Raw genomic sequence first — 22,638 nt, 5'->3', positions numbered from 1 at the left:
ATGAAGGGGTTGTCCATCGAAAGGTCGTTCCGACGATGAAGTCCACCCGTATAGTCCTGGCCTCCCGCCCGACCGGTATGCCGCAGCCGGAGAATTTCCGCACCGAGACGGTCGAACTGGACCCGCCGCAGCCGGGCGAGGCGTTGCTGCAGACGTTGTACCTGTCGCTGGACCCGTACATGCGCGGCCGCATGAGCGACGCGCCCTCCTACGCCCCGCCGGTCGAGATCGACGAGACCATGTGCGGCGCGACCGTCTCCCGCGTCCTCGAATCCACCGATCCCGCACTGCGGCCCGGCGATATCGTGCTGGGCTGGGGCGGCTGGCAGACGCACTCGGTCGAGCATGTGCGGGCTCTGCAGAAACTGGACCCGAGCGCCGCGCCGCTCACGACCGCCCTCGGTGTGCTGGGCATGCCGGGTCTGACCGCGTACTCCGGTCTGCTCACCATCGGGCAGCCGAAGCCGGGCGAGACCGTGGTGGTCGCCGCCGCCACCGGACCGGTCGGTTCGACCGTCGGCCAGATCGCCAGGATCAAGGGCGCGCGAGCCGTCGGCATCGCAGGCGGCCCGGAGAAGGTCGCCCTGCTGCGCGAGCGCTTCGGCTTCGACGCCGCCGTCGACCACCGCGCCCCCGACTTCGCCGAGCAGCTGGCCGCCGCCACCCCGGACGGCATCGACGTCTACTTCGAGAATGTCGGCGGCGCGGTCTTCGACGCCGTCCTGCCCCGGCTCAATCAATTCGCCCGAATTCCGGTGTGCGGCTTGATCGCCAACTACAACGACACCGACCTGCCGCCGGGCCCCGACCGGCTGCCGCTGCTCATGTCGAGCATCCTGCGCCGGAGCCTGACCGTGCGCGGCTTCATCGTGTCCGAGTTCGCGAGCCAGGCCGGTGAGTTCTATCCGGCGGCGACACAGTGGATCGCGGAGGGCAAGCTCGTTTACCTCGAAGATGTGGTCGACGGCCTCGACCATGCCGTCGCGGCGTTCCAGGGCCTGCTCACCGGCACGAATCTCGGCAAGCTGGTCATCAAGGTCTCCGACTGACGGCCGACCCCGGACCTCCGGGACTCCCGTACCGGCGGGCGGAAGTCCCGGAAGCCGTTCTCCTACTTCATGACCGCGATGTACGGCCGCAATCCCAGGGCGATGTCCACACAGACACCCAGCAGCACGTCCCGCTCCACCGGGTCGAGCGGGTGCTCGAGCCAGAGCCGGGTGCCCAGGATCGGGACGGGAAGCGGCTGCCCGGCCCGATCCCACCAGAAGGACTCGTTGTAGAGATCGTTCGCGATACGGCGCAGGCTCCAGCCGCCGACCGTGCGCACCACGTCGAGGCGGCCGGTCTCCTGTCCCATGCGGTCGAGCACCACGATGCGGAAGAGTTCCGGGGTCCGGGCCTCCTCCGGATCGGGTACGAAGTGGAAAAGCGTTCCCGCCGTGGATCCCACGGCGGTCGAGGTGTCGGCGCGCTGAATGGTGGCCAGCGAGGTCCCGTCGCCCCGGCTGAGCACGGTGGGCGCGGAGTCCTTGGACTCCACCCACACCACCGACCCGTCGGCGTAGGTGATGCGGTGCTTGCCGGTGCCGCCGTTCTTGAAGCCGAACAGGATGGCGGCCTTGGCCGCGAGACCATTGCCCGCGCCCTGCACCCCGGTGGCCAGCGGGTCACCGGGGCCGGTACTGAAGGTGATCTTCAGTGCGTTGCTCACCTTGTGCACGACCCGGCCCTCGATCATCGTCGAGGGCTCCTGCGGCGCTGACATCGTTCGATCGTAGGCCCGCGGGTTCGAGTCCAGCGGCGGTTTCGGCCCGGCACGCCGGACGTGACGCGCCCCTAGCTATTGGGGAAGCCGACCTTCGCCAGCGCGGTGGTCCAGTCGGCGGCGATCGCCACCTGGGCGTCGACCAGTGCCACCTTGCCAGTGCAGATCAGGGTGTGCAGCTTGGTCTCCACGCCGTCCTTCGGATTGTTCGGCCCGGCGCCGGCCTGGTGGCCCGGTGACGGCGGCTCGACCCAGATATTGCGCGGATCATTGGGGTCGCCGCCCAGCTCCAGCGAGATCAGGTGGTCGTACTCGGCATCGCGGGGGTCGCCGGTGTAGTCGTAGGACTTGATATTGGCGGCCTTCTCCGGATTCGTGATCGACGTGTTGGGCCGAATCGAGGCGGTATAGCCCGACTTACAGATGGTGACGGCCAGATTCGCCGCTGTCACTGTGGGATTCGTCGCGCCCGGGGTGCAGTTCGGGTCGGGCAGCGGCTGGCCGTCGGCGGTCTTGCGGTAGTGGCAGCTGCCGGGCGCGGGCTGCGCAGCCACCGTGTACGTGCCCTGGGGACCGGGGCCGACCGGAATCGTGCCCTCCTTCTCCTTGGGCGCGGGCTGCGGAACCGCTTGTGCCGGTGCATTGGCCGGATGGGTGGCCTCCCCCTTCGAGCACGCGACCGTCAAACCCAGGACCAGCAGGGCCATCGCAACCCCTTTGTGCGCCTTCATAACTTCCCCTGCTCGAGCCGGATAGCCGCCTAATTGTGCGCTATCCCTTGGGGATCGGCCACCCGCCACGGCGACACTCCGAGCAGAGATGCGGAACCCGGTTACCCGCCGGACAATACATACCGACCGGTTATGCTGCGACGATGGCAGCAGATCTGTCGCACTCCCCCGCGGCAATCCAACCAGTCGGCTCCAATGGCATTCGGGCCCGCGCCCTCGCGCTGGCCGCCCTGCTGCTGGGCTCGGGCGTCCTGCACTTCGTCGCACCCAAGCCCTACGACACCCTGATCCCACCCCAGCTCCCGGGCAAACCCCGCACCTACACCCAGGTTTCGGGCGTGGCCGAACTGGCTTCCGGCGCGCTGCTCGTACTGCCGCGCACTCGCGGCCTGGGCGCGCGCCTGGCCGCGCTGATCTTCCTCGCTGTCTTCCCCGGCAACCTGTTCATGGCCGCCGACTGGCTGCGCAGCAATCGCCCGCTGCCGCTGAAAATCGGCGCGCTGCTGCGCCTCCCGCTCCAGATTCCGCTGATCACGACCGCCCGCAAGATCTACCGCGGCGTGTGACCGGGCGTGCGCCCACCCGAGCGGACCGCTGCCGCCCAGCATGAATCTGAACCGTAGCGAATCCACAGTTGCTGATGTGTTGTCGGATAACAGAACACATCCGTTGTCATAGTCCGTGTCAGCGTGGGCGAGGACCGGGACGGTCACGAGCCGAACCCCGAAACCGAGGGGAGCGAGGGTCTTTACGAGGGCATTTCGAGCAATCTCACGACGGGTACCCGTCACTGTCTCCAGGGCGGATGAATCCCGACCCGGAAATGATCTGGGTTCGCGGTGAAATAGCCGGTCCGAACCGTCTCCGAACCGAGATCCGAATGCGCCCCAGTTAACAGGAAATTGACAGCTTTCCGCTGGAAATGTCTCGAGGTTCGTGTCGATGTAATTGTCTATGACCCCGATTCAGGCCCCTTCACCGCACGCACGGTGGTTCTGGATCGCGGCCGGCAGTTTCGTCGCCGTGATCTCCCTGGCAGCCCTCAGCGCTCCCACTGCGTTCGCCACGTCTCATGATCAGGCCGGCGTCGGCCAGGTACCCGAGATCACGGCACCCAGCGCGACTGTGATTGCTCCGCACCCCATTTCGGTGACGGCCATCGCCCAGCAGATGCAGACCGCCATCCAGGCGGCCTCGCCCGGCACCAGTGTCGGCATCGACGTGGTGGACACCACCACCGGGGCGGCCATCGCCAGTCTCAATGCCGACGAGCAGTTCTACACCGCCTCGGTGGTCAAGCTGCTCATCGCCCTGGACGCGTTGAAAACCCAGAACTGGCAACCGGATCCGGACACCATGACCCAGATCACCCGGATGCTGTCCACCAGTGACGACGACATCGCCGACGAGATGTGGGACAACGGCGGCAACAACGCCATCATCGATCGCATGGTCGCCGCCATCGGACTGTCCGCGACCACCGCGCCGGACGACACCGCCCAATGGGGCGAAACCCTCACCACGCCACGAGATGTGGTCTCCGTCTTCCACTACATCACCACCGCGATCCCGGCCCCGGCCCGGGACCTGATCGTCGGCGCGCTGCACAACGCCTCCGAGACCGCCGCCGACGGCACCGACCAGTACTTCGGAATCCCCGATGCCCTCACCGGTGCGACCTGGGCGGTCAAACAGGGCTGGATGGATCTGGACTCCTCGACCACCCTGGACACCACCGGTCTGGTCTCCCCCTCCCCCGATCAGCCCTACCGCTATGCCGTGGCGGTGCTGTCCACTCAGCCCGCGGGCACCAGCTGGTCGGTGGCGGGCGCGGCCCTCACCGCCGGGGTGACCCTGCTGCACGCCACCCTGAAGTGAGCCCGCCGACGCCGTACCGAGCATCGTCGCCGACCGAGGGTTAAGGTCGGCCGTCGGATTCGAGACGGAGGAGCAGCCGGAGTGGTCACGCTGTGGACGATCGCCCGCGAGTGGGGGCGCATCGGCTGCCTCGGCTTCGGCGGGCCACCCGCACACATCGCCCTGCTCCGGGACCTGTGCGTGCGGAGGCGCGGCTGGCTCGACGCGGGGGAGTTCGAGGACGCCATCGCCGCGACCAATCTGCTTCCCGGACCGGCCTCGACGCAGCTGGCGATCTATACCGCCTGGCGACTGCGCGGCACCGCAGGGGCGCTCGTCGGCGGATGCTGTTTCATCGCACCGGGTTTGGCACTGATTCTGATCCTGGCCGCGGTATTCCTGGCGGCGGGCAGCCCGGTGTGGGTGCGGGGCGCCGCGGCCGGGGCGGGCGCGGCGGTCGCCGCCGTCGCGGTGCATGCTGCGATGGGCCTGCTTCCGGCCGGCTGGAGGCGCGCGGGCAACGGCCGAGCCGCTCGGGCCCGCTGGATCGCCTATGCCGCACTGGGAATCGTCTCGGCCGGGGTCCTGGGACCGTGGCTGGTCCTGGTCTTGATCGGGGCCGGGCTGGTCGAGGTGGGGATACGCGGCGGCCTGTCCGCGAGCCGGGTATCCGCGTGGCCGCTGGCATCGGCGGCCGGGCCGGCCATCGGCGGCCTGGCAGCGCTGTGCTGGGTGGCCTTCAAGGTGGGCGCGCTGTCCTACGGCGGGGGCTTCGTCATCATTCCGCTCATGCAGGCCGATGCGGTCGACCGCTACGGCTGGATGACCGGAGCGCAATTCCTCAATGCCGTTGCGCTCGGCCAGATCACGCCGGGCCCGGTGGTGCAGACGGTGGCGGTGGTCGGGTACGCGGCCGCGGGTGTGCCGGGCGGATTGCTGGCCGCCGCGGTCGCTTTCGCGCCGTCGTTCGCCTTCGTGCTGGCCGGCGGCAAGTACTTCGACCGGCTGCGGGCCGACCAGCGCGTACAGGCGTTCTTCACCGGTGCCGGACCTGCGGTCATCGGGGCGATCGCGGGCTCCGCGATCCCGCTCGCCCTTGCGCTGCACCACCTCTGGCAGTTCGCGGTGCTCGCGGCTGCCGCGGCGTGGCTATTGGCGGCGCGCCGCGGTGTGGTGAGCGCCCTGCTGGGCGCGGGCGCGCTCGGGGTGACCGCGGCGCTGGCGGGCTGGCCGGTCGGCTGATGTGCGTCAGACCGTGATGCCGAGTGCTCCGGCGACCGCGCGGGTGAGGTGGTCGGTCACCTGGGCGCGGCTCCAGTGGCGGTGCTCGGTGAGGTCGTAGACCACGCGCTCGTCGAAGATGGTGATCCACAGCAGCACCGCGTAGGTGAGGTCGTATTCGGCTGTCTTGCCCTGCAGCGCGAGGGCATTGAGCACCTCGGCGAGCATGTCGTGCAGGGCGGTGATGGACTCGTCGCCGTCGGCCAGCCGTTCGATGAAGCCCCGGGAGCTGCGGATGTAGCGCACGGCCGGACCCCACTGCCCGGCCTGGTCCACCCAGGTACGGCAGCAGCGGTGGAACCGTTCCACCGGATCGGGGCCGGCGTCGACGGCGGCCAGCGCCTGCACCAGATGTTCGATGGCGCGGCGGTGGAAGGCCTGCAGGGCGTCCTGCGGAGTCGGGAAATGCCGGTACGCGGTGGCCACGCCGACACCCGCCGCGGCGGCGAGTTCCGGGATGGAGAAACCGATCCGGCCCGCCTCCAGCAGGCTCTGGACCGCGTCGACCAGCAGCACGCGGCTGCGCTGGGCGTCACTGCGGGTGTTCACGGGCACGTCTCCATCCTGCGCGAGCGCGACGCGGTATCGGTGCACGGCACTCGAGTAGAGAAGTTCTTCTCAGTTTCGTATCCTCTAACAGAGAAGATCTCCTCAGTTAGGAGGCCGGGATGCGGGCAGCCGCACCGGGTGTGCTGCTGGTGCTGATCATGGCGCAGCCGAACATGGCCACCGGGATGATGCCGTACTACCGGCACGCCTGGACGCTCGCACCCCTGCTCATCACCGTGATCTTCGCCGCCTACCTGTTCGCGCTGACCCCGGCGCTCGCACTGGTGGGCACGCCGCCCACCCGACGGGGCTGGTGGTGGCGCATCGGGATGGGCGGCGGGTTCGGCATCGCCGCGGATGTGGCCATGGCCGTGGCACATTCGCCGTGGCCGGTGGTCGCCGCGCGGATCTGCGCTGGGCTGTCGGTGGGGTTGGTGACCGGCTCGCTGGCCGGATTGATCCTGGAACACAAGGGCGAACGCGGGCGCACGGCCCTGGCGGTGGCGACCGTGCTCGGCTCGGCGCTGGGGACGATCGCGGCCGCGGTCGTGGCGCAGTATCTGCCCGCACCCGGGGCGACCGTCTATATGGGCCACGCGATCCTGCTCGCGGTGACCGCGATGGCGGTGCTGAGCGATCGTGCGGCGCGCCCGGCGATCGCCGGGCGCGCGGCCGCGGCCCCCGAGACCGCCGAACCGCGAATCGCCGGATACCTCAGCGGCATTGCCGCCTGGGTGTCCGCGGGACTGGTCGTCGCCCTGCTGCCGAGCTACGGTGCGGAACTGCTGGGCACGAAGAATCTCGCCCTGCTGGCACTGCCCGTCACGCTGTATCTGGTGAGCGCCTGGCTGGCGCAACGCCTGATCGCGCCGGCCGGACTCGCCGCCGAACCCGTTGCGGCGCAGTGGATCATCATCGCCGGTGTCGCGCTCGCGGCGGCCGTGTCCTGGCTGCCCAGCCCGGCGCTGCTGCTGTGCGGCGGCGCGGTGGCCGGTTTCGGGCAGGGCATCGCCTATCGCTCCGGGCTCCGGATCGTCAGTGCCGCAACACCTCCCGATCAGCACGCTCGGGCCGCCGCGCGCTTCGCGGGCGTGGCCTACGCGTGCGCGGCGGTCGCGACGGTGGGCTTCGGAGCCATCGCGACCGTGGCGTCCATGCGCGACGCGGTGCTCGCCGCCGCGGTCGTCCTCGTTCTGGTGGCCACGACCACCGCAGTCGTCCGTCGGCGCGCAACGGCGCGTGCCACGGACTCCGTTCCCACTCCGCAGATCTCGACAACCGCATAATTCTTCCGCCGCCATATTCGACGCATCGAATGGAACGGCAGAATTGATCGCGCGCGAATTCCGATCGCGTGCAATTCAGCATGCCCGCAATGCTTTACATTGCCGAATACTCCAGATTTCGACGAAACGAAGTCGTTACGCGAGTTCACCGCCACATAAACTCCGGCCGTTTCACTGGAATACATCAGGTCCAAAGACATTCTCTCCGAATGGATTCCAGAAATGGCAGCACAAACTCGGGCCGGCGCGACTCCGGCAACCCCGGCCGACGGCGGAACGCTCACCCGCAGCCTCGGCCGGGTGGACCTCATCGCCATGGGCGTCGGCACCATCGTGGGCGCGGGCATCTTCGTCACCACCGGCATTGCCGCCGCGACCAAGGCGGGACCGGCCATCGTGCTGTCGTTCGTGCTGGCCGGGGCCATCTGCGCGCTGGTGGCGCTGTGCTACAGCGAACTCGCGTCCATGACGCCGCTCTCCGGAAGCGCGTACACCTATACCCGCGGCACGCTGGGCGAGGTGCCCGCGTTTCTGGTCGGCTGGAATCTGCTGCTCGAATACGCGGTGGCGGCATCGGCCATCGCGATCGGCTGGTCCGGATTGTTCGGGGCCGCCCTGGATTCCTTGTTCGGAGTGACACTGCCCAAGGCGATTTCCGCGGGCCCGAGTGACGGTGGCGTCATCAATCTTCCGGCGGTCCTCATTGTCGCGGCGCTGATCGGTGTGCTCGTGCTCGAGGTCAGACTCACCGCCGTCGTGGTGAAAACTCTGGTGGCCTTGACCATCGGCGTCCTCGTGCTGGTGATCGCGGTGGGCGCGCCCCATCTGCATCCCAGCAACTGGTCGCCGTTCCTGCCCTTCGGCGTGCACGGCATCGCGGCCGGCGCGGCACTGGCGTTCTTCGCGTATCTCGGTTTCGATGTCGTCGCCACCTCCGCCGAGGAGACCCGCGATCCGCGCCGTGATCTGCCGTGGGGCATCATCGGCTCGGTCGTCGTCGCCACCGCCCTCTACGTGGCCGTGAGCGCTGTATTGACCGGTGTCGCACCGTATTCCACCCTCGGCAATGCCGCACCGGTGGCGACCGCACTGGCCGCCGTGGGGGCCGGATGGATCGGCAAGGTGATCCTGGTGGCCTCGGTGGTCGCGCTCACCAAGGGACTGCTCATGGTGTGCTACGGCCCGACCCGCCTGGTGTTCGCCATGAGCCGGGACGGCATGGTCCCGAAGGCGCTGTGCCGCACCGGTTCCCGGGGCACGCCCGTCCGGCTGAGCCTGCTGCTCGGCACGGTCGTCGCCGCGGTGGCCGGGCTGCTACCCATCGGCACGGTCGCGGAACTGGTCAATATCGGCGCGCTGTTCGCGTTCGTGATCGTGGCCGTGGGCGTGCTCGTCCTGCGCCGCACCGCACCCGGCCGCCCGCGTCCTTTCCGGGTACCCTTCCTGCCCGTGGTGGCTGTCTGCGCCATCGCCGGATGCGTCTGGCTGGCAACCACATTCGAGGCGCTGACCTGGTTGCGGTTCGTGATCTGGAGCGCGGCGGGAGTCGCACTGTATCTGTTCTACGGTCGCAGCCACGCGACCGCCGTCCACGGCCCGACCGCCACGGCGCTCGATCCACCCCGGGTGCCCGATCCGAGCCCGGCACCCGATCCCACCCCGGCGACGGCCGATTCGAGCGCACTGACCACTACCGCGACGGTGACCACCGGAGGTGCGGCGTGACCGCGCAACTCGACAGCTTCTACCCGACCCGCGTCGACTTCGGCACCCTCGACGAGATCCGTCACGCGGCCGCGACCGCGCTCCCCGCCGACGTCCTGGACTTCATGGAGGGCGGCGCGGGTAAGGAGATCACCCTGCGGGAGAACCGGCTCGCCTTCGACCGCTGGCGCATACTGCCCGCGCCGATGAGCGGGGTGGGCGCGCCCTCGATCCGCACCGAATTCCTCGGAATGCCCCTGGAGACACCGCTTCTCACCGCACCGTTCGGCGGTGACGCGCTGTTCCATCCGGACGGGCATCCGGCCGTGGCCCGGGCCGCGCAGGCCCGGGGAGCGCTGTCCGTCGTGCCGGAGGCGGGCAGCTTCTCCTATCAGCGGGTACGCGCCGCCGCACCCCGCGCCGCCCGGATCGCGCAGGTGCATCCCTTCGGGCACGCGGCCGCGGTCGCGGACCGGGTGGCGCGACTGGGCTACGACGCGCTGTGCGTCACCCTCGACTGCCCGGTCGGCGGCTTCCGCACCCGGAATATGGCCAATCGCTTCGACCCCGATCAGCGGCACTTCGGCGGGAACCTGACCGGCGAGGACGGCGCTCCCGGCGTGGCGGAGATCTTCGGGCAGCTGCTCAAACGCGGTGACATGGTGTGGGATTGGGCCGAGCTGGCCGGCGCCGCCACCGGGTTCGGGCTGCCCTGGATCGCCAAGGGCGTGCTCACCCCCGCCGCGGCCGAACGCGCTCTGGCCATCGGCGCGAGCGCCCTGGTCGTCTCCAATCACGGTGGCCGCCAAGTCGATCCGGCCCCGGCGAGCCTGGACATGCTGCCGCGCATTCGCGCCGCGGTGGGCCCGGAGACACCCATCCTGCTGGACAGCGGCATCCGCACCGGCAGCGATGTGTACCTGGCGCTCGCGCTGGGCGCGGACGCGGTGATCCTGGGCCGCGCGGCCATCTACGGCCTGGCCGCGGCCGGGGAGGCCGGAGTGGATCGGGTGCTGGAGCTGCTCACCGAGGAGCTGCGCACCCTGATGATCCTGTCCGGCGCGGCCACCCTCGCCGAGATCGACGCCACCCGGGTCATGCGAGCCGCCCCGTGAGCGCATTCCCGTTGGCCCGCACCGCGTCCGGGCTCGTGTTCACTTCCGGCCTGGCCGCCGTCGACCCGGACACCCTGACCGTCACCACCGCATCCTTCGAGGGCCAGACCGCCGAGGTCTTCCGGCAGCTCGACGCCGCCCTCACCGCTGCGGGCAGCGGCCGCGCGCACGTACTGCGGCTGGACTGCTACCTGTCCGATCGCCGCTGGTTCCCCGGCTGGAACTCCGCCTTCCGCACGCATTTCCCGACGGCCGCACCGGCGCGGATCACCACCGTCACCACCCTGCCCATCGACGGGCTGCTCATCGAAATCCAGGCGATCGCCGTCGCCACCGCTCAGGAAGATCGATCATGACCGCAGTCACCCCGCTCGTCCAACCGCAGTCCGCCCTCGGCGATTTCACCATCCGAGACGTCATCGAGGGCCAGACCGCCGGCCAGCTCATCGTCGCCGCCGACGACTGGGGCTGGTGGGTCACCCTGCTGGGCGGCGACACCGTCGCGCCCACCACCGGCATCCAGCAGACCGTCGCCGAGGGGCTGGTGCGCGCCGGCTTCCTGCTCCGGCGCGGGCGCCGCTACCAGCTCACCCACACCGGCCACGATGTCGGCAAGAACCGCGGCTTCGTGCGGGTGGCCGTGCGCGGGTGGGAACCCACCTTCCGTCAGCTGTCGGACAGCCCGCACCGCGAATACATTCCCGCCGCCACCGAACCCGGCGAGGTGGCTCGCGGCTGCACCGACATCGCGCGGCGGCGGCCGGAAATCTTCGAGGCCATCGGGCACGCCATCGCGGCCGGAACACCCGGCTGCACCATCGATCTCGGCTGCGCCGACGCCGGGCGGGTGCTCGCGCTGGCCGGAATCGCCGAGCGAGAACGGTTCCTCGGCGTCGACATCGAGGACGGCGTGATCGCCTCGGCCACCGCCGAACTCACCGCGCGCGGGCTCGGCGACCGCATCACCCTGCTCGCCGGATCGGTGCAGCCCGAACCGGAACCACCCGCCTGGCTGGCCGCCGTCGACCGCGATGCCGTCACCACCGCCATGTCGTTCTTCCTGCTGCACCAATTGGCCAGCGACGGTGACGGCATCGCCGCGGTGCTGCGCGGCTGGATGGACTGGTTCCCCAACCTGCGGCGGCTGGTGATCGGCGACGGCTATCTGCTCGAGGCCCCGTATTGGACACAGCAGCCGTGGTTCTCGCCCACCTACGAGATCTATCACGCGGTCACCGGCGTGCGACTGTGGACGCGCCAGGAGTACGAGCAGGCCTTCGCCGAACTCGGCTGGTCCGTGCGGCGGCGGCTCGAGGATCACACCATGCTGGTGACCAGCATTCTGGAACGCGACTGACCCGAATTCCCCGGCCAGAGCTCCGGTCGGCTTCACGCATGGCCGGGGCCGGCCCGGGGTAGGCTCGCCGGGTTCGTTCGATGTTGAAGGAGAGTTCGTGGGTAAAAAGAGCCGTCTCGCTTCGGGTTTCGGAGTGATGGCTGCAGGGGTCGCGTTGCTGGGGGCGGCCGCGGGAGTGGCCGGGGCGGAGCGGGCACTGACCGCGCCGGAGCAGGTGTTCGTGAGCTACCTGCAGGAGCGCGGTGAGCTGCTGACCGATCAGGATCAGCAGCTCGCGGCCATCGATGTCGGCAAGGCCGACTGCGCGGCCATCGCTTCGGGCATGACCAAGGAGCAGCTGTCCGAACAGCTTCCGGGTGGGGCGGCCGAGAAGGAGGAGGCCGTGCTGTTCCTCGACGCGGCCACCGCGCCGGGGAGCCTGTGCGGCTGAGCTGAGCCGCGGACGTGACGAGCCTGCGGGCGCTGCCGGAAACGGCGGCGCCCGCAGGTTTTTCCGGGCCCGGACGGGTCCGACTGATTTCCGCGGCGGTGTCGTGATCGCGGCAGCCCGTTCGTGTAGAGGGTGAGCCCGGCAATCTGGCCGGGTCGCAGCCAAGGAGCGAACATGGGCAGGATCATCGCGGTCGTCAACCTCACCCTCGACGGCGTCATGCAGGCGCCGGGCCGGGCCGACGAGGACACCCGGAACGGATTCACCGGCGGCGGCTGGGCACACCGGTACGCGGACCCGGTCCAGGGCCGCGTCATGGGCGAGCACATGGCCGCGCACAGCGACGGCGGCCTGCTGTTCGGCCGTCGCACCTATCAGGACTTCTTCGGATTCTGGCCGCACCAGACGGACAATCCGTTCACCGAGGTGCTGGACAAGGCGGAGAAGTTCGTCTGCTCCCGCACCCTCGACGAACCGTTGCCGTGGCAGAACTCGACCCTGCTGGCCGGCGATGGGGTCGCGGCCGTGCGCGCGCTCCGCGCCGGGCGGCCGGACCTGGATCTGGTGGTCCTCGGCAGCGGCGAGTTGCTGCGCTCCCTCATGCGCGCGGGCATGATCGACGAGTACCTGCTCTCGATCCACCCGTTGACGGTCGGTCCCGGCGCGCGCCTGTTCGACGGCGTCGACGCGGGCCCGCTGCGGCTGACCGACAGCGTCACCACGACGACCGGTGTCCTCATCGCCACCTATCGTCCCGCCGGAGAGGAGTCGCGTTGACCGAGTACCTGCTCAGCGTCTACCAGCCCGATGACACCGCGCCGCCGGACAACCTCGACGAGATCATGAGCGAGCTGACGGCACTCGATGCGGAGATGCGGGAGTCCGGGGTATGGGTGTTCGCGGCCGGGCTGCACGCGCCGAGTACCGCCACCGTGCTGCGCGCGCAGGGCTCGGAGGTACTCGTCACCGACGGGCCCTTTGCCGAAAGCAAGGAGCACATCGGCGGTTTCACCGTCATCCGCGCCGCCGACCTGGACGAGGCGCTGGACTGGGGTCGCCGCATGGCACGCGTCATCGGGCTGCCGATCGAGGTCCGGCCTATCCAGGACAGCTGACATGCCTTCCGGCACAGTCGATGTCGCGGCCGTCTTCGCCGAGCACTACGGCCGCGCGGTGGCCTCCCTGATCCGCGTCTTCGGCGATGTCGATATCGCCGAAGACGCGGTGCAGGACGCCTTCGCCACCGCCGTGCAGCGCTGGCCGCGCGATGGGCTGCCGCCGAGTCCACCCGGCTGGATCATCACCACGGCCCGTAATCGCGGGGTGGACCGGCTGCGCCGCGAGGCCGCCCGCGCGGACAAGTACGCCCAGGCCGCGCTGCTCCGGGCAGAGGGCGAACCGATCGAGGAGGGCGCGGTGCGCGACGACCGGCTGCGCTTGATGTTCACCTGCTGTCATCCGGCGCTGTCCCGCCAGGCTCAGGTGGCATTGACCCTCCGCCTGCTGGGCGGGCTGTCCACGGCGGAGGTCGCCCGGGCCTTCCTGGTTCCGGAAACGACCATGGCGCAACGCCTCACCCGGGCCAAGGGCAAGATTCGCGATGCCCGGATCCCGTATCGGGTGCCGTCCGACGCCGAACTGCCCGCCCGGCTCGACGCCGTGCTCGCGGTCGTCTACCTGATCTATACCGAGGGTCACACCGCCACCGCCGGTGAGCGCCTGACCCGCGCCGACCTGTGCGCCGAGGCCATCCGGCTGACCCGGGTGCTGGCCGAACTCATGCCGGACGAACCCGAGGTCCACGGCCTGCTCGCGCTGCTCTTGCTCAGCGAATCACGCAGTGCCGCACGCACCTCCGGGACCGGCGAGCTCATGCCCCTCCCGGAGCAGGATCGAAGTCTCTGGGACACAGCCCTGATCGCCGAGGGCCACGCTCTGGTCCGAGAATGCCTGCGGCGCAACCAGCCCGGCCCGTACCAGATCCAGGCCGCGGTCAACGCCGTCCACACCGACGCCCGCACCGCCGCCGACACCGACTGGCCGCAGATCCTCCAACTCTACGACCAGCTCCTCACCTTCACCCCGAGCCCGGTGGTGCGGCTCAACCGCGCGGTGGCCGTCGCCGAGGTCGCCGGACCCGCAGCCGCGCTGACCGAACTGGACCAGTTGGACCTCGACGACCAGCACCTCTTCCATGCCGTCCGCGCCGATCTCCTGCACCGCCTCGGCCGGAATGCCGAAGCCGCACAGGCATACCGCGCCGCAATCGCCCACGCCCGCAACGACACCGAACGCGAGTTCCTCATCGCCCGCGCCGAGGCGGCACGCCCTGCCTGACCCGATGGACCCGACCTGTCCCGACGCACCCAGCCCGACCCAATGGACCGAGTCTGCTCACCCCGGCCGGGTGCTACTCGGCACATCGCGCTCAGCGGTCCCGGTGCGCCAGGCTCGCTGTCCTCGGTGGGTCACCCTCAGCGCTTGGTCAGGCGCTCCACCGAGTCGTCCGGCAGCCCGAACTGCATGTCCGTCTCCGCCTTCAACGCCTCGGCGCGTCCGAGTTCCCGCGAATTCGCGTAGAGCGACTTGTAGATTCGGTTCGAACCGGCCGAGTTGGCGGTGATCTGCGTGGCCAGGTGGGCCACGAATTCGTCCAGCCCCTCGTCGGGCACCGCGTGGTTCACCAGGCCCATGTCCGCGGCCTCGACACCACTGAACCGCCGGGCGGTGAAGCTGAGTTCCTTGGCCCGGGCCATGCCCACCCGCTCCGGCAGCCGCACCGACATGCCCCACAGCGGAGCCAGCCCCCACTGACTGTGCGTATCCCCGAATTGCGCGTTCTTCCCCGCGACCAGCAGGTCGCAGGCCAGGGCCAGTTCGAGCCCACCGGTGAAGCAGTGCCCGCGGATCTTGCCGATCACCGGCGCCGGGAACGCCTCGAGCCGGGCAATGGTCTCCGACTCATGGTAACGGGACGCCAGCGCGTCGCCGGCGGCGAGCGACTCCAGATCGTGTCCGGCGCAGAAGGATCGGCCCGCACCGGTCAGGATCACGCACCGGACGTCCGCGCCGGCCAGCGCGTCCAGATGCGCCGCCAGCTCCTCGAACGAGGCCGCCGTCAGTGCGTTCAACTTCTCGGGACGGTTCAGGGTCAGGGTGGCGATGCCATCCTCGACTGTCCGGAGCACGAGCTCAGCACTCATGAGAATTGCCTTTCCTTCGACCGTATCCGGCCGCCGACGCGCACGCCATCGACCGGATACCGAATTCGACTGTCTCAGTCCGGCTTCAGGCTACGGCCGATGATCTCCTTCAGGAGCTCAGGTGGGCTCGCGCACTGGCGATCCGAGGTGGCACTTGCCTGCCGAATTGCACGAACCTCTGGTCCGACGAGTCCCACGCACACTTGCCATCAGGTGACGATCGTCGATGTCAGGGTTTGCATGAACGCATGGATGCCCGCCAGCGTGTGCGCCGGCATCATGATGTCGCAGAACGGCAGCGCCGCCGCCATCGCACCGGTGGCCGGCTGGAATCGGGGGTCGCCGGCACGGGGATTGAGCCAGATGACGCGCCAGGCCCGGCGTCGGAGCCGGGCCATCGCGCGGGCGAGGACGTCGGGTGTGTCGCTGTCCCAGCCGTCCGATGCGATGACGACGACAGCGCCGCGCACAGCGTTGCCGGACGGAGTCGCGAGCAACGTACCGAAGCACCGGCCGATATGCGTGCCGCCGTAGCGGTCGGCCACCTTGTCGTTGGCCCGGGCCACCGCGACATCCGGGGAACGGTGCGCCAGCACCGAGGTCAGCCTGGTCAGCGAGGTGGAGAAGGCGAACACCTCGGGGCGGTCGGGCGAACGGCGCTGCATCGCTGCCCGCATCAGGTGCAGGTAGAGCGTCGAATACGGCTGCATCGAGCGGCTGACGTCGCAGATCATGACGATTCGGCGCGGGCGGCGCCGGTGACGAGTGCGGACCAGTACCGCCGGCTCCCAGCCGGTGCGGCGGGAGTGGTCCATCGTCGCCCGGAAGTCGATCCGCTTGCCGTGCGGATCGTGTGCGTAGCGCCTGCTCCGACGCTGCGGCCACCGCGCCGACGCCTGCTCCAGCCAGGCGCCGACCGTCCGCAGGTCGTCCGGATCGAAGCTGGCGAACGGTTCCTGTTCCCGGGCCGCGAACCGGCTCGGCAGCACGTCCGGCAGCGCCACGCTCCGGTCGGTCGATCGGTCGGCGCCCGTCGCTGATTGCAGTGTCGCCCAAGGGACTTCACCGCCCTGCCCGGACTGCCCGCGACCGCTCGTGCCCGGCGCCGGCGCCCGTTCGGTCGGCAGTCCGTGCGTTCGGCTCGGCGGGTCCACACCCCGCACCGCGTCGGCGAACACCGTCGCGAAGACCGCGTCGAAGGCGGCGAGATCCTGCATGCGATCGACGAGCGTGAGTCGCGCAGCCCAATAGAGTTCGGTGCGCGACCGCGGCGCCATGCGACGCAAGGCCTGCACGAACAGTGCGGGCCCGCTCGGCGCCACCGCGACGCCACCACGCCGCAGCCGCGCGACCACCGCGACAGCGAACGCGGCCAGATCGACCCGCAGCAGTGCCGCTCGCGTCATCGCTTCCCGCGCATCTGCCTGCGTACCAGGATGATTCCGAGCACGGCCGCGAGCACGAACGCGATGACGGGCGCGTACTTCTTGATCATCGCGGGCCCGACGAGCTCGACCAGATCGAGCGGCGCCGGCTCGGTTTCCGCGACCGGTTGCGGCCGTGCCGCTCGGCTGTCCGGTCCGGCCGTCGCTGCTGTGGCGGCCGAATCGCCCGCTGCGAGCTTCTCTTCCAGAGAGGCGACGAACTGACCGATCATCTTCTCCGACACCTGCTGCAACATCCCGCTGCCGAACTGGGCGAGCTTGCCGACGATCTTGAGGTCGGTGTCCACGGTGACGCGGGTTTCGTCGCCGTCTTCGCGCAGTTGCGTGGTGATGGTCGCCGCCGCGTTTCCGGATCCGCGTGAATCCCGGCCGCTGCCGGTGATGACGGCGCGATGGTCGTGTTCGTCGCGCTCGACGAAATTCGCCTTCCCGGTGAATTCACTGGTCACCGGGCCGACTTTGACCTTCAGCTTGCCGAGGAAGTCCTCGCCTTCCCAGCCGACCAGTTGTGCCCCGGGCATGAGCGGAACCACCTGTTCGAGATCGGTCAGCACCGCCCAGGCCTGCTCGAGGGGTGCGTGGACGGTGAATTCATTGGCGATCTTCATCGGAGTATCCCTCTCATCCGGTAGCCAGGCTTCGGGTGAATTCGGCGAATGCCTCGTGGACCGTGGTGCGATCGTCGGGTGTTTTCGCCAGTGCGCTGAGCGCGGCGACCGCCTCCGGCGCGGTGAGGTCGGCGACGTCGAGCGTCACCAGCGCGGCGATCCAGTCGATGGTCTCGGCGACGCCGGGCGGCTTGTCGAGATCGAGATCGCGAGCGCGGCCCACGAATTGGGTGGCGTGCTCGATCAGCGCGTCGGTGGCCCCGGGCACGGTGCGTCGCACGATCGCCACCGCGCGGGCCGGTTCCGGGTAGTCGATCCAGTGGTAGAGGCAGCGCCGCCGCAGCGCGTCGTGCAGGTCACGACTGCGGTTCGAGGTCAGCACGGCGAGCGGCGGATGTTCGGTGACGAAGGTCCCGAGTTCGGGAACGGTCACCGTGGCCTCACCGAGGAATTCGAGCAGCAGCGCTTCGAATTCGTCATCCGCACGGTCGATTTCGTCGATCAGCAGCACCGGGGGCGTCGGGCCTCGATATCGCACACAGCGCAGGATCGGGCGGTCGACCAGATATGCCTCGGTGAACAGGTCGGCTTCGGTGAGCTCGGCGCCGCGCGCCTCGGCGAGCCGGATGCTGAGCAGCTGACGCTGGTAGTTCCAGTCGTACAGCGCTTCGCTCACGGTGAGGCCCTCGTAGCACTGCAGGCGGATCAGCGGTGCGCCCAGCACGGTGGCCAGGGTCTTCGCCGCCGTCGTCTTGCCCACTCCCGGTTCACCTTCCAGCAGCAGTGGCCGGCCCAACGTGGTGGCCAGATAGAAGGCGGCGGCGGTTCCGGTATCGAGCAGGTAGTCGTCGGCGTCGAATCGCCGCACCACGTCCTCGATATCGTCGAACGGCGACATCATGGCGACGTCGCGGCGCGCAGGCGCTGGTAGTCGTCCCAGGTGTCGACGTCCAAGGGCATCGGTGCGTCGACGTCGAGTTGCGACACCGGGACGCGGCCCGACTCGATGATCTTCCACACGGCCTTGTCGCCGTGCAATCGCGCCAACTCGCCGAATATGCTGCGACTCAGCCAAAATGGATGCCCGACACCGTCGTGGTAGCGGCAGACCGTGATCACGGCGGACGTTCCCTCGGCGATCAGCCGCTCGACGAGCGCCGCCGGCAGACCCGGTTGATCACCGAGCATCAGCACGATTCCGGCGGCCCGAGGATGTACCAGGTTCAGGGCCGAACGCAACGACGACGAACAGCCCGAACGGAAATCCTCGGCCAGGACGACCTCCACCCCGGTGAGATCGACCTGCTGGGCCACCGCCGCCGCCGCGCCGCCGAGCGTGACGATGATCTGATCGAACGCGCAGAACCGCACCATGTCGAGGGTGGCGCCGAGAACCGTCGTATTCCGGTACGGCAGTAGCTGTTTCGCCGTGCCGAGACGCTCTGAGGTTCCCGCGGCGAGCACCACTCCGGTGACGACCCCGTTCGTCATGAGCCGGTCCTCGTCGCTGCGAAGGAGGTGCGGCAGCCGGAGCTGCAGAACCAGTGGTCGACACCGTCGACGGTGAGATGCGGGGTGTCCGGCCCGACGGTCACGGTCATGCCGCACACCGGATCGAGCACCTCGATCGCGACCTTCGCCGTGCGGGGCGTGACGGCCAGGCCGCCTTTACGGATCGCCTGGATCACTTCCGCGACAATCGACACCGCTATCTCCGCGGACGTCTTGGCGCCGATCGGCAAACCCACCGGGGTGCGGATGCGAGCCCGCTCGGCGTCGGTCAATTCGAGGTCGTCGAGGATCGACGCGCCCCGAATCGTGCTGGCCACCAAGCCGATGTACCCGACACCCGCGTCGAGCGCGACGCGGATCATCTCCGCCTCCGGGCCACCGTGGCTGGCGATCACCACCACCGTCGTATCGGCCAGCGAATCCAGCGAGCCGGAGTCGGCAGCACCGCGCCGCACCCCGAAACCCACCAGTTCGCACATGTCGGCCAAGGCATCCGCGATGGGTGTCGCGCCGCAGATGCGGACCAGCGGCGCCGGGATCTGCGGCTCCAGGAAGATCTCCAGCGCTCCACCGGACAGACAGGGATTCACCACCACCGCCGCGCCGGGCGCTTCGGGAAAATGCAGATCGCCGTCGGGCAATACGCGCAGCAGCACACTCTCGTGGGACTGCAGGGCACCCAGCGCCGCCTTGCGGACCGAGTTCTGGGCGCACTGGCCGCCGACGAAACCTTCGATCGTCCCGTCCTGCAACAGGATCGCCTCATCCCCGGCGTGCGCCGAGGTCGGCTGCTGGGCGCGCACGACGGTCGCGTGCACGAACGGGGTCCGGGTGCGGACCAACTCCTGGGCACGATCGTTCATCTTCATCGGTGATCCCATCCCACTCAGATGGGCGGTGTGGCCCGGCCCTGCATCGCGTCCCACACCCGCGACGGCGTCAACGGCATGTCGGCATGCCGAACCCCGAACGGCGCCAGCGCATCCACCACCGCGTTGACCACCGCCGCCGGCGATCCGACCGTGGCCGATTCGCCGATGCCCTTCGCGCCGATCGGATGATGCGGCGACGGCGTGACCGTGTACCCGGTCTCGAAATGCGGAACCTCGAGCGCCGTCGGGATGAGGTAGTCCATCAGCGATCCGCCGAGGCAGTTGCCGTCCTCGTCGAAGGCCATGATCTCCATCAGCGCCATGCCGATGCCATCGGTGATGCCGCCGTGCACTTGACCCTCGATGATCATGGGATTGATCCGGGTGCCGCAGTCGTCGACGGCGAGGAAGCGCCGCACCTTCACCACGGCCGTCCCCGGGTCGATGTCGACGACGCAGAAGTACGCACCGTAGGGGAAGGTGAGATTCTCCGGGTTGTAACAGATCTGCGCGTCGAGTCCGCCCTCGATCCCCTCGGGCAGATCACCGGCGCCGTGTGCGCGCATCGCGATCTGCTGGATCGTCACGGCCGCGGACGGATCGCCCTTGACGTGGAACGAGCCCTTCTCCCACTCGAGGTCGGCGACGGAGACCTCGAGCATGCCCGACGCGATGATGCGCGCCTTGTCACGCACCTTCCGCGCCACCAGTGCGGCAGCGGCGCCCGAGACCGGCGTCGACCGGCTGCCGTAGGTGCCGAGGCCGAACGGGGTCTGATCGGTGTCGCCGTGCACAACCTCGATGTCGTCGGGCGGGATGCCGAGTTCCTCGGCGACGATCTGGGCGAACGTCGTCTCGTGCCCCTGCCCCTGAGTCTGAACCGACAGCCGCACAACGGCTTTGCCGGTCGGATGGACGCGCAGTTCGCACCCGTCGGCCATCCCGAGTCCGAGGATGTCCATATCCTTGCGCGGACCCGCGCCCGCGGCCTCGGTGAAGAAGGACATCCCGATGCCCATCAACTCGCCGCGGGCGCGCCTGTCCCGCTGTTCCTTACGCAAGGCGTCATAGCCGATCATGTCCATCGCCAGACGCATGGTCTTCTCGTAGTCGCCGGAGTCGTAGACCCAGCCGGTCTTGCTCCTGTACGGGAATTGCTCGGCGCGAAGAAGATTCCGCAGCCGCAGCTCGGCCGGATCCATCTTCAGCTCGTAGGCGAGGCAGTCCACCAACCGCTCGACGAAGTAGACGGCCTCGGTGACCCGGAACGAGCACGCGTAGGCGACGCCGCCGGGGGCCTTGTTGGTGTAGACCGCGGTCATCTTGCAGTAGGCGGCCTCGATGTCATAGCTACCGGTGAAGACGCCGAAGAAGCCCGCCGGATACTTCAGCGGCGCGGCCGTGCCGTTGAAGGCGCCGTGATCGGCGAGCACGGTCGACCGGATGGCCAGGATCTTGCCGTCGGTGGTGGCCGCGATTTCGCCGACCATGATGTAGTCGCGGGCGAATCCGGTGCTGGTGAGGTTCTCACTGCGATCCTCCATCCACTTCACCGGTTTGCCCAGCAACAGCGACCCGACGATGGCGCAGACGTATCCCGGATAGATGGGCACCTTGTTGCCGAACCCGCCGCCGATATCGGGTGAGATCACCCGGATCTTGTGTTCGGGCAGTCCGGCCACCATCGCGTAGATCGTGCGGTGGGCGTGCGGCGCTTGGCTCGTCGACCACAGCGTGAGCTTCCCCGTCACGGGATCGAGATCGGCGACGGCGCCGCAGGTTTCCATCGGGGCGGGATGCACTCGCGGATAGACGATCTCCTGCTCGACCACGACATCGGCGCGCGCGAACACCGCCTCGGTCGCGGCGGCATCGCCTGTCTCCCAGTCGAAGCAGTGATTGTCCCGCTTGCCCTCGAGATCGTCGCGGATCACCGGCGTATCGGGCGCCAGTGCGGTCCGGGCATCGATCACCGGATCGAGCATCTCGTACTCGACATTGATGAGCTCCAACGCATCACGCGCGGAGTAGCGATCCTCGGCGACGACGAAGGCCACCTCTTGGCCCTGGAATCGGACCTTGTCCGTCGCCAGCACGGCCTGCACATCGTTGGACAGCGTCGGCATCCAGGCCAGACCCTTCGCGGCGAGATCCGCACCGGTGACGACCGCCTTGACCTTCGGATGTGCCTGTGCCGCTGACACATCGACGCTCACGATCCGCGCGTGCGCGAACGGGGAACGCAGTATCGCCATATGCAGCATCCCGGGCAGCTGCACGTCGTCGACGTAGTTGCCGCGCCCGCGAATGAACCGCGGATCCTCCTTGCGGAGCATCCTGCCGTGACCGCACGGCTTGCGGTCGTTGTCGACCCGGTCTTCGGGCCGGGGCTCCACGGCGGTCATGACGTGCTCCCTACCGGGGTCGGCGTGGCAGCGGGTTCGGGCTCCACCGCTTCGCCTCGTTGCTTCGCAGCGGCCCACTGGATCGACCGCACGATGGTCGTATATCCGGTGCAGCGGCAGATCTGGCCCGAGATCGCCTCGCGAATGGTCTGCTCGTCGGGATTCGGATCACGGTCGAGCAGAGCGCGGGCAGTGATCATCATTCCCGGCGTGCAGAAGCCGCACTGCAACCCGTGACATTGCATGAAGCCCTCCTGCACAGGATCGAGCCGGCCGTCCACCTCGAGCCCCTCGACAGTGCGCACCGCGTGGCCGTCGGCCATGACGGCCAGCATCGTGCACGACTTCACCGGTTCGCCGTCGACCTCCACCACACAGGTGCCGCAGTTGCTGGTGTCACACCCCCAGTGGGTTCCGGTGAGCCGCAACTGATCTCGCAGGAAATGCACCAGCAGGATACGTGGCTCGACCTCCGCGGTCACGTGCTCGCCGTTGACGGTCATGGTTACCTGCAT

At 69.0% G+C, this 22,638-nt stretch carries 24 protein-coding genes; 13 read left to right on the top strand and 11 right to left on the bottom strand.

Going from position 1 to position 22,638, the window contains the following annotated elements; translation table 11 throughout:
- Positions 1–35 precede the first annotated feature (35 nt).
- The gene (locus ACFXKA_RS37260; protein ID WP_379430965.1) at positions 36–1,049 is read left to right on the top strand and encodes an NADP-dependent oxidoreductase; all 1,014 of its coding nucleotides are present in this window, start codon (positions 36–38) and stop codon (positions 1,047–1,049) included.
- Between the two features lie 62 nt (positions 1,050–1,111).
- Here ACFXKA_RS37260 and ACFXKA_RS37255 read toward each other — a convergent pair whose 3' ends face one another.
- The gene (locus ACFXKA_RS37255) at positions 1,112–1,768 is read right to left on the bottom strand and encodes a hypothetical protein (RefSeq protein WP_379430964.1); all 657 of its coding nucleotides are present in this window, start codon (positions 1,766–1,768) and stop codon (positions 1,112–1,114) included.
- A gap of 71 nt (positions 1,769–1,839) precedes the next feature.
- Positions 1,840–2,475 carry a hypothetical protein gene (locus ACFXKA_RS37250; protein ID WP_379430963.1) on the bottom strand — a complete coding sequence of 212 codons (636 nt, stop codon included), beginning with the start codon at positions 2,473–2,475 and terminating at the stop codon, positions 1,840–1,842.
- Between the two features lie 167 nt (positions 2,476–2,642).
- Here ACFXKA_RS37250 and ACFXKA_RS37245 point away from each other — a divergent pair, with 167 nt between their 5' ends.
- The 3 genes from ACFXKA_RS37245 to chrA all read left to right on the top strand — a co-directional run bounded on the left by ACFXKA_RS37245 (position 2,643) and on the right by chrA (position 5,598).
- Entirely contained in the window at positions 2,643–3,065 is a 423-nt protein-coding gene (locus ACFXKA_RS37245; RefSeq protein WP_379430962.1) for a hypothetical protein, read from the top strand.
- A 388-nt stretch (positions 3,066–3,453) separates the two neighbouring features.
- Entirely contained in the window at positions 3,454–4,377 is a 924-nt protein-coding gene (locus tag ACFXKA_RS37240) for a hypothetical protein (protein WP_379430961.1), read from the top strand.
- Between the two features lie 81 nt (positions 4,378–4,458).
- Positions 4,459–5,598, top strand: coding sequence for a chromate efflux transporter (chrA, locus tag ACFXKA_RS37235; RefSeq protein WP_379430960.1), 1,140 nt, complete (start codon positions 4,459–4,461; stop codon positions 5,596–5,598).
- A 6-nt stretch (positions 5,599–5,604) separates the two neighbouring features.
- Here the strand turns inward: chrA and ACFXKA_RS37230 are convergent, their stop codons facing one another.
- Positions 5,605–6,186 (bottom strand): TetR family transcriptional regulator, encoded by a 582-nt coding sequence (locus ACFXKA_RS37230; RefSeq protein ID WP_354848271.1) that lies wholly within the window; start codon positions 6,184–6,186, stop codon positions 5,605–5,607.
- 119 nt (positions 6,187–6,305) lie between these two features.
- Between ACFXKA_RS37230 and ACFXKA_RS37225 the strand changes: the two genes are divergently transcribed.
- The 9 genes from ACFXKA_RS37225 to ACFXKA_RS37185 all read left to right on the top strand — a co-directional run bounded on the left by ACFXKA_RS37225 (position 6,306) and on the right by ACFXKA_RS37185 (position 14,415).
- Positions 6,306–7,472, top strand: a complete 1,167-nt coding sequence (locus tag ACFXKA_RS37225; RefSeq protein ID WP_379430959.1) for a hypothetical protein — start codon at positions 6,306–6,308, stop codon at positions 7,470–7,472.
- A 222-nt stretch (positions 7,473–7,694) separates the two neighbouring features.
- Positions 7,695–9,197, top strand: a complete 1,503-nt coding sequence (locus ACFXKA_RS37220; protein ID WP_379430958.1) for an amino acid permease — start codon at positions 7,695–7,697, stop codon at positions 9,195–9,197.
- On the top strand, positions 9,194–10,291 hold the full coding sequence (locus ACFXKA_RS37215) for an alpha-hydroxy acid oxidase (RefSeq protein ID WP_354848279.1): 1,098 nt from the start codon (positions 9,194–9,196) through the stop codon (positions 10,289–10,291). Before ACFXKA_RS37220 ends, ACFXKA_RS37215 begins: the two co-directional genes overlap by 4 nt.
- On the top strand, positions 10,288–10,647 hold the full coding sequence (locus ACFXKA_RS37210) for a RidA family protein (RefSeq protein ID WP_354848281.1): 360 nt from the start codon (positions 10,288–10,290) through the stop codon (positions 10,645–10,647). The genes ACFXKA_RS37215 and ACFXKA_RS37210 overlap by 4 nt, the downstream gene beginning before the upstream one ends.
- Complete coding sequence (locus ACFXKA_RS37205; RefSeq protein ID WP_379430957.1) at positions 10,644–11,648, top strand: hypothetical protein; 1,005 nt, start codon at positions 10,644–10,646, stop codon at positions 11,646–11,648. Before ACFXKA_RS37210 ends, ACFXKA_RS37205 begins: the two co-directional genes overlap by 4 nt.
- A 97-nt stretch (positions 11,649–11,745) precedes the next feature.
- Positions 11,746–12,078, top strand: a complete 333-nt coding sequence (locus ACFXKA_RS37200; RefSeq protein ID WP_354848287.1) for a DUF732 domain-containing protein — start codon at positions 11,746–11,748, stop codon at positions 12,076–12,078.
- Positions 12,079–12,252: 174 nt separating this feature from the next.
- The gene (locus tag ACFXKA_RS37195) at positions 12,253–12,855 is read left to right on the top strand and encodes a dihydrofolate reductase family protein (protein WP_379430956.1); all 603 of its coding nucleotides are present in this window, start codon (positions 12,253–12,255) and stop codon (positions 12,853–12,855) included.
- The gene (locus tag ACFXKA_RS37190; protein ID WP_379430955.1) at positions 12,852–13,193 is read left to right on the top strand and encodes a YciI family protein; all 342 of its coding nucleotides are present in this window, start codon (positions 12,852–12,854) and stop codon (positions 13,191–13,193) included. The genes ACFXKA_RS37195 and ACFXKA_RS37190 overlap by 4 nt, the downstream gene beginning before the upstream one ends.
- Before the next feature lies 1 nt (position 13,194).
- Positions 13,195–14,415, top strand: coding sequence for an RNA polymerase sigma factor (locus tag ACFXKA_RS37185; RefSeq protein WP_379430954.1), 1,221 nt, complete (start codon positions 13,195–13,197; stop codon positions 14,413–14,415).
- 137 nt (positions 14,416–14,552) lie between these two features.
- Here the strand turns inward: ACFXKA_RS37185 and ACFXKA_RS37180 are convergent, their stop codons facing one another.
- From ACFXKA_RS37180 to ACFXKA_RS37145, 8 genes are all read right to left on the bottom strand, one after another.
- Entirely contained in the window at positions 14,553–15,281 is a 729-nt protein-coding gene (locus ACFXKA_RS37180) for an enoyl-CoA hydratase/isomerase family protein (RefSeq protein WP_379430953.1), read from the bottom strand.
- A gap of 209 nt (positions 15,282–15,490) precedes the next feature.
- On the bottom strand, positions 15,491–16,687 hold the full coding sequence (locus ACFXKA_RS37175) for a VWA domain-containing protein (protein WP_379430952.1): 1,197 nt from the start codon (positions 16,685–16,687) through the stop codon (positions 15,491–15,493).
- Entirely contained in the window at positions 16,684–17,334 is a 651-nt protein-coding gene (locus ACFXKA_RS37170) for an SRPBCC family protein (RefSeq protein WP_379430951.1), read from the bottom strand. The genes ACFXKA_RS37175 and ACFXKA_RS37170 overlap by 4 nt, the downstream gene beginning before the upstream one ends.
- Before the next feature lie 13 nt (positions 17,335–17,347).
- Positions 17,348–18,235 carry a MoxR family ATPase gene (locus ACFXKA_RS37165; protein WP_354848305.1) on the bottom strand — a complete coding sequence of 296 codons (888 nt, stop codon included), beginning with the start codon at positions 18,233–18,235 and terminating at the stop codon, positions 17,348–17,350.
- Positions 18,232–18,825, bottom strand: coding sequence for an NTP transferase domain-containing protein (locus ACFXKA_RS37160; protein ID WP_379430950.1), 594 nt, complete (start codon positions 18,823–18,825; stop codon positions 18,232–18,234). The genes ACFXKA_RS37165 and ACFXKA_RS37160 overlap by 4 nt, the downstream gene beginning before the upstream one ends.
- Positions 18,822–19,715: an XdhC family protein gene (locus ACFXKA_RS37155; RefSeq protein ID WP_379430948.1), complete on the bottom strand. Its 894-nt coding sequence runs from the start codon at positions 19,713–19,715 to the stop codon at positions 18,822–18,824. Before ACFXKA_RS37155 ends, ACFXKA_RS37160 begins: the two co-directional genes overlap by 4 nt.
- Before the next feature lie 17 nt (positions 19,716–19,732).
- A complete protein-coding gene (locus tag ACFXKA_RS37150; protein WP_379430947.1) occupies positions 19,733–22,123 on the bottom strand; it encodes an aerobic carbon-monoxide dehydrogenase large subunit in 2,391 nt (796 codons plus the stop codon).
- Positions 22,120–22,638, bottom strand: coding sequence for a (2Fe-2S)-binding protein (locus ACFXKA_RS37145; RefSeq protein ID WP_379430946.1), 519 nt, complete (start codon positions 22,636–22,638; stop codon positions 22,120–22,122). The genes ACFXKA_RS37150 and ACFXKA_RS37145 overlap by 4 nt, the downstream gene beginning before the upstream one ends.

The organism is Nocardia sp. NPDC059228, assembly GCF_042754245.1.
Classification (GTDB): Bacteria; Actinomycetota; Actinomycetes; order Mycobacteriales; family Mycobacteriaceae; genus Nocardia.
Note: the sequence above shows the minus strand (reverse complement) of the source record. Positions and strands in the feature narration are given on the sequence as shown.